Raw genomic sequence first — 10,319 nt, forward strand, 5'->3', positions numbered from 1 at the left:
TCAGTAAGGTTTAACTCCTCGAATAGATTGTCTAAAATCATCCATCCATAAGACTTATCTGGTTCATGCATAGGAGCCAGAAGATCATAGGAGATTTTTAATACTTTTGGATCGGTCAGTAGACCTTCCTTAGCTTCCCGTTTTAAACGCTCTAAGATCCCAGGTTCTTCCAACTCTAACTCGTCCAGTAGACCAAATTTTTTTAAAATACGTTGCTTTACTTTACCGTCCTTACGATATCCTTCTACAAGATAAACGTGAGTACGGCCTTCTTTATTGGTAGTTGTTTTGATAAATGCCATACTCTATTATACCATACACAACCATATACAACAAGAAAAATAGTTGGATTTTACAAAAAAACTCAGCTCTATCAAGGGTTTGAGCTAAGTTTTCATAAATCTAGGTGATAAAGTCGGGATTAGAGACCAGAACCAAGACTAGGAGCTGCCTCTTCTTGCCACTTTAGGACCGCCCAGGGACTGGAAAAAAAACTTTGCCAGTATTGGGGATCCCCTAAATATCTAAAATTCATACCCGAACGTTCTCCACTTCTTTTCTCAATCGGCTCATTAACTTTACAATTATACCACGATTAGAGACCAGAACCAAGACTAGGAGCTGCCTCTTCTTGCCACTTTTATGATAAAATAAATCCATGAAACTAAATACACTACTTGGATTGGCAGCTGGAAAAACCAGTGCAACTGCCTTAAAAATGCTCGGCCGGGGTTCGACCCTGCCAGGAAAACTTGCGCTAAAATTTGACCCCCATATTTTGGATCAACTTGCAAAGGATTATGAGATTGTTTTGGTCACCGGGACCAATGGGAAAACCCTGACAACTTCGCTCATTGTTGGTATCCTCTCCGAAGCCTTTGGCCAGGTCTTGACCAACACTAGTGGGGCCAATATGATCACCGGGATTACCACTACCTTCCTCAAAACACCACAGAAAAACGGTAAAAAAATTGCCGTTCTGGAAGTGGACGAGGCTAGTGTGCCCAAAATTTGTGACTACATTCAACCCTCCCTGTTTGTGCTCAGCAATATCTTCCGCGACCAGATGGACCGGTTTGGTGAAATTTACACCACTTACCAATTTATTTTAGATGGTATCAAAAAGGCACCCGAGGCTACCATTTTGGTTAATGGGGATAGTCCCATTTTTCAATCCGTAGATTTGCCGAACCCTGTTCTCTCTTTTGGTTTTGACCACAAGGAGAAAGAGGCCCACCTAGCCCACTACAACACTGAAGGGATTCTTTGTCCTAAGTGTCAACACATCTTACGCTACAAGATGATCACCTATGCCAACTTAGGAAACTACTTCTGTCCCAACTGTTCCTTTGCGCGTAAGCCGCTGGATTACCGCCTCACAGAGTTGGTGGAGTTGACCGAGAAGTCTTCCCGTTTCCGCATTGATGACCAAGAATACAGCATCAATATCGGTGGCCTCTACAACATCTACAATGCCTTGGCAGCTGTGGCGGTTGCAGAGTTCTACCAAATTCCTGCTGAGACGATTCGTGCTGGTTTTGACAAGAGTAAGGCCGTTTTTGGTCGCCAAGAAACCTTTAAAATCGGCGACAAGGAATGTACGCTAGTCCTGATTAAAAACCCAGTTGGAGCCACCCAAGCCTTGGAAATGATCCAACTAGCTCCAGGTCCTTTCACCATGTCCTTCTTGCTTAATGCCAACTATGCCGACGGTATTGATACCAGCTGGATCTGGGATGCTGAATTTGAACGAATCCAGGATATGGATGTTCCCCAAGTCTTCACAGGTGGCGTCCGGCATGCCGAAATTAGCCGACGGATTCGGGTTGCTGGCTACCCAGCCGACCAGATGACCGAACTGGATCAACTCAAGGACCTAGTCGAAGCCATCAAACAACAAGAAGCTCCACGAGCTTACATCCTTGCAACCTACACCGCTATGCTGGAAATGCGGGAACTCCTAGCCAACCAGCATCTCGTTTCAAAGGAGATGAAGTAATTAATGACCTACGTTTCTTTACAAACTGCCAATCCCCAAAACTACCCCTATCAGATCCGGATTGCCCATCTCTATGGCGATCTGATGAACACCTATGGGGATAACGGCAATATCCTCATGCTCAAATATGTGGCCGAAAAATTAGGAGCTGCTGCAACCATTGAAATCGTCTCCCTAGATGATCCCTTCCAGGAAGATGACTATGATATCGTCTTTTTTGGTGGTGGTCAGGATTACGAGCAATCCATTGTGTCCAAGGACCTTCCCCTCAAACGGGATGGAATTGACCGTTTTATCCACGACAAGGAAGGGGTGGTCTTGGCTATCTGTGGCGGATTCCAACTCCTCGGTCAATATTACATCGAAGCCTCTGGGCGGCGGATCGAAGGGATTGGGGTTATGGGCCACTATACCTTAAATCAAGAAAACAACCGCTTTATCGGAGATATCAAAATCCATAATGAGGAGTTTAATGAAACCTACTATGGATTTGAAAACCATCAAGGGCGGACCTTCCTAGCTGATGATGAAAAACCACTCGGCAAGATTGTTTACGGCAACGGTAATAATGAGACCAAGGATGGTGAAGGGGTCCACTACCACAATGTCTATGGTTCCTACTTCCACGGTCCCATCCTCTCTCGGAATGCCAACCTGGCCTATCGGATGGTTACCACAGCCCTCAAACAAAAATATCCAGATATCCAATTCGCCAGCTTCGAAGATATTCTCAGCCTTGAAGCCTCTCAAGAATTCAGCGATACCAAATCCAAGGCTGAATTTAGCAACTAGGAGCTTTTATGAACCAGAAATTTCGTTACTACCTCTCCCTGCTTTCAGTTCTCTTGATCGCCCTGCTCTCCATCAGCAACATTCAAGAAGTCGAAGTCTCCTTCCTAATTACCAAAGTCCAATTACCCTTAATCTTGGTTATCCTCTTTTCCTTTATCCTCGGCGCTCTAGTTACCCTCCTCTATAGCCGCCCCAGCAAAAAGAAAAAGAAAGACCAGAAAAGAAGCACACCGGAGCCGAAAGAGCTCCCAGAAACAAAATAACCAGTCGCCCTGCGACTGGTTATTTTGTTTCTATTCTTCCAATTCTGCCCACTCTTCTAGGGCCGCTTCTTCTTCTGCCTGGGCTTTTTCCAAGTCTGCCTGAAGCTGGATCAGCTGATCAGGATCATTGCTAGCCAACATGCTTTCCTGAATCTCGGTCTGCAGCTGGCCTAGCTCCTCCAAGCATCGCTCCAATTCCTCAATCCGGCGTTGGCGTTTGCGGAGCTCCTTTTGATTCTCCTTTTGCTGCTCATAGGAGAGATTGGAAACCTCCTGGGTCGCAGGCATCTCCGGCTCAGCCTCTTGAGCCAGTTCCTCTAATTCCTTCTTCTTCTCTAGATAATAATCATAGTCTCCTAGGAAAAGTCGGGAACCCTCTGGACTCAATTCCAAAACCTGATCCGCAATCCGATTGATGAAATAACGGTCATGACTGACAAAGAGAAGGGTTCCCTCAAAATCAATGAGGGCCTGTTCCAAGGCTTCCTTGCTCTCGATGTCCAAATGGTTGGTCGGTTCATCCAGGACTAGGAAATTATTTTTTTCCATGGAGAGTTTGGCCAAAAGTAGCCGTGACCGTTCGCCACCCGATAGCATCCCCACTGTTTTCTGGACATCATCCCCGGAAAAGAGAAAGGCCCCTAGTCGGTTACGGATGTCCACTTCTGGCAGTTGTGGAAAGTCATTCCAGAGTTCATCCAGAATCGTATTCCGAGCATTTAAGGCTTCTTGATTCTGGTCATAATAACCAAAATCAACATTGGTGCCTAAACGAGCCTGACCCTGGATAAAAGGTAGATCGCCTTTTAAGGATTTCAAGAGTGTCGTTTTACCCACCCCATTAGGACCAACAATGGCCAGGGCTGTATATTTCCGTAAATCCATGGAAATAGGCTGCGATAGGACCTGGTCCTCATAGCCAATGGCCGCATCCTCGACTGTCAACACCACATTCCCAGAAGAACGCTCAATCGGAAAAGCAATCGCTGCCGCTTTTTCCTGGCCGCCTGGTTTTTCCAGACGCTCCATTTTTTCCAGTTTCTTCCGACGCGATTGAGCCCGCTTGGTTGTCGAAGCCCGCACCAGGTTTTTCGCCACAAAATCCTCAAGGGCAGCAATTTCTTTTTGTTGCTTCTCGTACTCTTTGCGTTGGGTTTCCAACCGCTGCGCCTTCTCCTCCACAAAATGCGAATAGTTACCCACATAACGGTCCAAGGCATTGGGACGCAAATCCCAGGTGACAGTCGCCACCTTGTCCAAGAAATAGCGGTCATGGCTGACAATCAAAAGGGCTCCCTGGTAGTTGGCCAGGTAATTTTCCAACCAGGCAATGCTGTCAATATCCAGGTGGTTGGTTGGCTCGTCCAAGACCAAGAGTTGTGGCTCTTCCAACAACATTTTGGCCAGGGCCAGACGGGTCTTTTGCCCTCCAGAGAGATCTGAAATAGGCATGCGCCACATGCTTTCATCGAACTTAAAACCATTGAGGATGGAACGGATTTTAGCCTCATACTGAAAACCACCTGCCTGGCGAAAAGCTTCCGACAGCTGGTCATAGCGGCTCATAAGCGTACTCAGCTCAGCTCCCGTCACCTGGCCCATCTGGGCTTCTAAGTCCCGGAGGGTCTGTTCATCCTGCCGTAAACTCGCGAAGACCTTAAGCATTTCATCATAGATAGACAAGTTAGAATCCAAGGAAGATGTCTGGGACAGGTAGGACAGGGATAGGTCCTTTTTACGGCTGATCTCACCCGAGGTTGCTTCCTCGACCCCTACCAAAATTTTTAACAAGGTCGACTTACCAGCACCATTGCGCCCAACTAAGGCGATTCGATCCCGATCGCCAATTTGAAAGGTTATATTTTGAAAGAGAACGTCGCCGGCAAAGGAACGCTCTACCTTACTTGCTTGCATAATAATCATAAGTCTATTATAGCAGAAAGACAAAAGACCTGGGAGCTTTTCCCAAGTCTTTGATGACATCATTGATCTTGATAAAGTTGCCGGACGACTTCAATATCCCTGGCTTGAATGGAATAGAAGGAACCGGCTGGTTGCATGACTGATTCTTCATTGGTATGGTCCAAGCCAATGGCATGTCCCAATTCATGGGCCGCGGTATTGACCACCCGTTCATAGCTGTAGCCATAATAGGGATTGGATAGGTAGTGGGCATTGAGGCCCACCTTGGCCTTGTTGAGGCGATTGGTTAAGAGATTGGTTTGCGATTCCGTCTCGCCTGCTGCTGAGACCTGGGAATCGACATAAACACCAGCTTCGATTTGTGCCAGACTAGCATCGTCCGTCTCTATAAATTGAAAAACTCCGGTCTGATTCCACTGGCGCATAGCATCTCGATAGGCAGAAACCATGGTGCTATCTTCCGTGGAAATATAAACCAAGGCTTGGTTTTGATCCCAGCGATGGCGTTGGTCCGACTGAGAAGTCGTCAAATCGGTTGGGATTTCTGTCGGATTGCTTAAAAACCGTTGGGGAAGTTCCGTCAAGTAACTCGACACTGGTACTTGGCTCAGCTGTCCACCGGTCATCCACTGTCCCACAAAGAACAAAATCAAGGCCAGACTGACTGTCCACACAAACAACCTCACCAAGCCGAACAACAAACGGAGGATGGTGGAGACAATTCTCCAAATAAAACGAATAAGAAACAAATTGCTACCTCCTTGACCTCCTAGTATAGAGAAGAAGGCTAAAAAAATGCTTAACTCAAACGCTCCTCTTCCTGGTAATCAATCGGTAGCCATTTGAGCACCTCTTGAATCTGTTGATCCCAGTAGTACCATTCGTGTTTTCCAGGACTGGAGGTAAAGGTCAACTCAAAACCGGCTTCCTCCAAGACTACTTGAGCCCGCTGATTGGCCGGAAAAAGAAAATCTTGCTCCCCACACCAAACAAACAATTTGGTCTCACGATCGGCCTGGTCCAGCCAGGTTACCAAGTGATCTGGTTGGTTTTTGTCAAAAATCTGATTCCCAAAAACGCCTCGCCAGTAGGTCAAACCGCGAAACTCATCCACGAGCGGTTCCAAATCTTGAAAATCCAAGGCTCCCGACAGGCTAGCTGCATGGGAAAAACGATTGGTCAGCAAGGCCAATTTCAAGGCTCCATAACCGCCCATTGATAGGCCGGCCACAAAGGTTTTCGACCGCTTCCGGGAAAGCTTGGGAAAGAGATTGGCTAGAAGTTCTGGTACTTCCCGGGTAAAGGCGTCAAAATACCTGTAGCCAGAATGGGTATTGCTGTACCAGCCATCATGGGTATCCAAAAACACCACCGCTAGATTGGTGTCCTTGACATAGCGCTCAATGCTAGTTCGTCGCATCCAGGTATCCACATCCCCACTCATTCCATGTAAAAGATAGAGGACTGGAATGTCCTCTACTTCTGCAGTATATAAAGCCTTTTCTGGGTAGAGCAGTTTTAGCGTCATGCTCATCGATAAAACTTCTGATTTATAATCCAGCGTTACTAAGGCCATCCCAGTTCTCCTATTTCACTTCCATCACAACCGGCAAGACTGCTGGACGGCGCTTGCTTTGCTCAAAGAGATATTTGGACAAGTTATCCCGCACCGCTCCTTTTAATTCAGCCCAGTCAAAGTTTGGCTGGCTCAAATATTCTTCCACTGTTTTGTTAACCAATTCAGCCGATTCCCGCAAGATATCCCGACTCTTCTTGACGTAGACAAAACCACGTGTGTGGACCTTAGCCTTAGCAACAATCTTCTTCTGCTTACGATTGACTGTAATCGCAACAATAAAAATCCCATCTTCTGACAAGACTTTCCGGTCTCTTAGCACCACATTTCCGACATCACCAATGGCATTCCCATCAATCAGCACATCAGCCGCCGGAATCGATCCTGCAAAGACAAAGTCCTGACCGTCCCACTCCATTTGATCGCCTTTTTTCATAAGGAAAATCTGATCGGAAGACATCCCAAACTCCATGGCTGCTTTGGCATGGGCAACCAAATCGCGGTACTCCCCTTGAACAGGGAAGAGGTAACGCGGTTTCAACAAGCTAAGCATGAGTTGCAGGTCACGTGAGTTGGCATGACCAGACACGCGCAAGTGCTGGGTAATAACCCGAACTACTCCACCAGCTTGGTAGATCATGTTTTCCACCCGTGCCACAACCGCTTCCTTGGCAATAGAAGGTGTTGTTACAATATAAACCAAATCTCCATCTGTAATTTCAACATAGCGATGGCGGCCTTGGGCCATTTTCTGGAGGCCATTAATCGGCTCTCCCATCCGGCCTGTTTCCAGGATAATCAGATCCTCTGGTGCATATTGGCCCATATCCTTGGGTTTAACCAAAACCTTATCATCTTCCAAGGTCAATTTTTTCAAGCGAATGGCAGTTCGGACAATATTTTCAATATCAAAACCAGTCAAGACCACCTTACGGCCAGTCTCCAGGGCAGCATCAAAAACCTGTTGGATGCGGGAAAGATTGCTGGCAACAGCTGCCACAATAATCCGACCTTCCCAATCCGCGATGGTCTGAGAAATTTCCTCGCCTACCTCACTGTAACTTGCCACTTGTTGACTGGAATCTGCGTTAGCAGAATCACTTAAGAGAGCCAAGACCCCTTCTTTACCAATTTCTGCCAAACGACCAAAATCGGTTCCATAGGCGGCACTAACGGCCTGATCAAATTTAAAGTCACCTGTATAAACAATCTGTCCCTGATCGGTCTTCAAGACAATCCCTAAACTTTCTGGAATTGAGTGAGTTGTCCGGAAGAAAGATACCGTTGCCTGGCCAAAATCAATCTCGGTATCCTCATCAATGATGTGGTAGTCATTGAACTTCTTGACACGCTCATTGCGTTTGACAAACAACTTAGCCAACTCAATGGTTAATTCAGAACCAAAGACAGGAACCTGTACTTCTGCCAACAAATAAGGAAGAGCACCAATCGCATCCGCGTGACCATGGGTTAAAAATACACCCGCAATCCGCTTGCGGTTTTCAATCAGGTACTCCAAATTCGGAATCACCACATCTACCCCGAGTTGCTCATTTTCTGGATATTTCAGTCCCGCATCAAGAATAAAGATGGCGCCATCAATCTCTGCCCAGTAAAAGTTTTTTCCGTTTTCACGAACTCCGCCAAGAGCCGTAATTTTAATGTCTGACATAAATCCTCCTTTAAATAGATTTTTCATATTTTGTCGTTATTTCACCCTGTGATGAACTTATTCATTATACTACAATTTACCCTTTTTTTCTAATACTAATTCTACTCCTGGCCATAGCCAGACCCTGGTTTTAAGCCACAGTAAATCGAATCTCCTCCTATTTGTGAAAGAATTAGACAGACCGGCGAGCTCAGAGGCTTCCTTTTTGGTACAATGGTAACAGATTAAAATGAAAGGTCCAGTCGATGATTCTATCAGTTATCTCACAAGGTTTGTTGTGGGCCGTTTTGGGAATCGGTCTCTACCTTACCTTCCGGATTCTTAAATTCCCGGACATGACCACCGAAGGCAGCTTCCCTCTAGGAGGAGCAGTTGCTGTTAGTCTGATCACCGCCGGTGTCAATCCCCTACTTGCCAGTCTAGCTGCTGCTGGAGCTGGTGCCTTGGCCGGTTTTACCACAGGTATGCTCTACACCAAGGGGCGGATCCCCATTATTCTCGCAGGTATTTTAGTGATGACCTCCTGCCATTCGATTATGCTGATGGTCATGGGCCGATCCAATTTAGGGCTTCTAAATCAGGCCCTGTTGCAATCCTGGCTACCCTTTACAGATCGGATTAACAATGTCGTTTTAGGCCTGCTGGTCTTTAGCCTTCTTCTAACCTTGATTATTTATTTCCTCAATTCGCGTTTGGGACAAGCCTTTATCGCCACGGGTGACAATCCCGACATGGCACAGAGCTTTGGGATTGAAACACCTCGGATGGAGGTCATGGGCTTGGTTATTTCTAATGCCATGATTGGTTTGGCTGGTGCCTTGGTGGCACAGCAGGAAGGCTACGCAGATATCTCTCGGGGGATCGGGATTATCGTTATTGGCCTGGCCAGCATCATCATCGGCGAGGTCCTCTTCAAGAATGTTAGTCTTCCAGAGCGGTTGATTTCAATTGGAGTGGGGGCAGTCCTTTACCAACTCCTCATTTGGGTGGTTCTAGCGCTTGGTTTCAACACCAACTATCTGCGCCTCTACAATGCCCTTATTTTGGCTTTCTGCCTCATTGTGCCACAACTGCGAAAATCCATTTTGAAAGGAGTTCGATTAAACGCATGAAAAAAATTATTGAACTACAGGAGGCCACTAAGGTCATTCAAAATGGACTGGAGGAAGAACGGGTTATCCTGGATCATGTCTCCTTGACCATCTATGAAGGGGATTTTATCACCGTCTTGGGTGGGAATGGGGCTGGGAAATCGACCCTCTTTAATGTAATTGCCGGTACCCTGCCCCTCACCGAGGGCCGGATCCTCATCCACGATACCGATGTGACCAACTGGAGCCCTGCTAAACGCGCCCGATTTATTGCCCGCGTTTTCCAAGATCCAAAAATGGGCACCGCCCCACGGATGACTCTGGCTGAAAATATGCTGATTGCCTATTACCGTGGCGAGAAGCGTGACCTGAGCCCCCGTCAACTCAAGGAAAAATTGGACTATTTTAAGAATCTCTTGAAAAAAATTCCCAATGGCTTGGAAAACCATCTGGATACCGAAGTCCAAAGCCTATCGGGCGGTCAACGCCAGGCCCTCAGCCTCCTCATGGCGACCTTAAAAAAACCGGACCTGCTCCTGCTCGATGAGCACACCGCTGCCCTGGACCCCAAAACCAGCAAGGACTTGATGAAGTTAACCCAACAGTTTGTTGAGGAGATGAAGCTCACCAGTCTCATGATTACCCACAGTATGGAAGATGCCCTCCACTATGGAAATCGCCTTCTGATCTTAAAAAACGGCCAAATCATCAAAGACCTCCAGCAAGACGAAAAAGCCCAACTCAGCCTGCAGGATTACTACCAATTCTTTGACTAAGAAATACACCCTTAAAATCATTGTAGATTTTCAGAAAATATAGTATACTGAATATAGATTATTGAAAGGGATGATTCCAATGAACAACCAAGACTTTCAATATAGTCGTTTAGCTTATAAACCGTATATGGTATACTTGTCTTATGGCATACGGAATTGATTTTAGAAAACGTGTCCTCGCTTACGTAGAAGAGGGACATACACGTCAAGAAACTGCAAAACTATTT

The 10,319-nt window shown here is 46.5% G+C and carries 9 protein-coding genes and 1 pseudogene; 5 read left to right on the forward strand and 5 right to left on the reverse strand.

The window, feature by feature from the left end; all coding sequences use genetic code 11:
- Positions 1 to 302, reverse strand: a pseudogene (locus HZY94_RS00495) (IS1634 family transposase); the annotation flags it as partial.
- A gap of 356 nt (positions 303 to 658) precedes the next feature.
- Between HZY94_RS00495 and HZY94_RS00500 the strand changes: the two are divergent.
- The 3 genes from HZY94_RS00500 to HZY94_RS00510 are packed head-to-tail and all read left to right on the forward strand — an operon-like array spanning position 659 to position 3,054.
- Positions 659 to 1,999: a Mur ligase family protein gene (locus tag HZY94_RS00500; protein WP_179924506.1), complete on the forward strand. Its 1,341-nt coding sequence runs from the start codon at positions 659 to 661 to the stop codon at positions 1,997 to 1,999.
- A 3-nt stretch (positions 2,000 to 2,002) separates the two neighbouring features.
- Positions 2,003 to 2,791, forward strand: coding sequence for a lipid II isoglutaminyl synthase subunit GatD (gatD, locus tag HZY94_RS00505; protein WP_179924507.1), 789 nt, complete (start codon positions 2,003 to 2,005; stop codon positions 2,789 to 2,791).
- Between the two features lie 8 nt (positions 2,792 to 2,799).
- On the forward strand, positions 2,800 to 3,054 hold the full coding sequence (locus HZY94_RS00510) for a lipopolysaccharide assembly protein LapA domain-containing protein (protein ID WP_179924508.1): 255 nt from the start codon (positions 2,800 to 2,802) through the stop codon (positions 3,052 to 3,054).
- 30 nt (positions 3,055 to 3,084) lie between these two features.
- Here HZY94_RS00510 and HZY94_RS00515 read toward each other — a convergent pair whose 3' ends face one another.
- From HZY94_RS00515 to HZY94_RS00530, 4 genes are read right to left on the reverse strand one after another with little or no spacing between them, the layout of a single operon-like run.
- The gene (locus tag HZY94_RS00515) at positions 3,085 to 4,977 is read right to left on the reverse strand and encodes an ABC-F family ATP-binding cassette domain-containing protein (protein ID WP_179924509.1); all 1,893 of its coding nucleotides are present in this window, start codon (positions 4,975 to 4,977) and stop codon (positions 3,085 to 3,087) included.
- Between the two features lie 59 nt (positions 4,978 to 5,036).
- A complete protein-coding gene (locus HZY94_RS00520; RefSeq protein ID WP_228064516.1) occupies positions 5,037 to 5,726 on the reverse strand; it encodes a matrixin family metalloprotease in 690 nt (229 codons plus the stop codon).
- A gap of 50 nt (positions 5,727 to 5,776) precedes the next feature.
- A complete protein-coding gene (locus HZY94_RS00525; protein ID WP_179924510.1) occupies positions 5,777 to 6,553 on the reverse strand; it encodes an alpha/beta hydrolase in 777 nt (258 codons plus the stop codon).
- A gap of 10 nt (positions 6,554 to 6,563) precedes the next feature.
- Positions 6,564 to 8,225 (reverse strand): ribonuclease J, encoded by a 1,662-nt coding sequence (locus HZY94_RS00530; protein ID WP_179924511.1) that lies wholly within the window; start codon positions 8,223 to 8,225, stop codon positions 6,564 to 6,566.
- Between the two features lie 245 nt (positions 8,226 to 8,470).
- Between HZY94_RS00530 and HZY94_RS00535 the strand changes: the two genes are divergently transcribed.
- On the forward strand, positions 8,471 to 9,337 hold the full coding sequence (locus HZY94_RS00535; RefSeq protein ID WP_179924512.1) for an ABC transporter permease: 867 nt from the start codon (positions 8,471 to 8,473) through the stop codon (positions 9,335 to 9,337).
- Positions 9,334 to 10,092 (forward strand): ABC transporter ATP-binding protein, encoded by a 759-nt coding sequence (locus HZY94_RS00540; RefSeq protein ID WP_179924513.1) that lies wholly within the window; start codon positions 9,334 to 9,336, stop codon positions 10,090 to 10,092. The genes HZY94_RS00535 and HZY94_RS00540 overlap by 4 nt, the downstream gene beginning before the upstream one ends.
- Positions 10,093 to 10,319 lie beyond the last annotated feature (227 nt).

This window comes from Streptococcus danieliae (assembly GCF_013415245.1).
GTDB classification, from domain to species: Bacteria; Bacillota; Bacilli; order Lactobacillales; family Streptococcaceae; genus Streptococcus; species Streptococcus danieliae_A.

What these genes read in the sequence shown, in the direction of transcription:
- HZY94_RS00500 (WP_179924506.1), top strand. Translation starts at nt 659, where the DNA reads ATGAAACTAAATACACTACTTGGATTGGCAGCTGGAAAAACCAGTGCA.
- gatD (WP_179924507.1), top strand. Translation starts at nt 2,003, where the DNA reads ATGACCTACGTTTCTTTACAAACTGCCAATCCCCAAAACTACCCCTAT.
- HZY94_RS00510 (WP_179924508.1), top strand. Translation starts at nt 2,800, where the DNA reads ATGAACCAGAAATTTCGTTACTACCTCTCCCTGCTTTCAGTTCTCTTG.
- HZY94_RS00515 (WP_179924509.1), bottom strand. Translation starts at nt 4,977, where the DNA reads ATGATTATTATGCAAGCAAGTAAGGTAGAGCGTTCCTTTGCCGGCGAC.
- HZY94_RS00525 (WP_179924510.1), bottom strand. Translation starts at nt 6,553, where the DNA reads ATGGCCTTAGTAACGCTGGATTATAAATCAGAAGTTTTATCGATGAGC.
- HZY94_RS00530 (WP_179924511.1), bottom strand. Translation starts at nt 8,225, where the DNA reads ATGTCAGACATTAAAATTACGGCTCTTGGCGGAGTTCGTGAAAACGGA.
- HZY94_RS00535 (WP_179924512.1), top strand. Translation starts at nt 8,471, where the DNA reads ATGATTCTATCAGTTATCTCACAAGGTTTGTTGTGGGCCGTTTTGGGA.
- HZY94_RS00540 (WP_179924513.1), top strand. Translation starts at nt 9,334, where the DNA reads ATGAAAAAAATTATTGAACTACAGGAGGCCACTAAGGTCATTCAAAAT.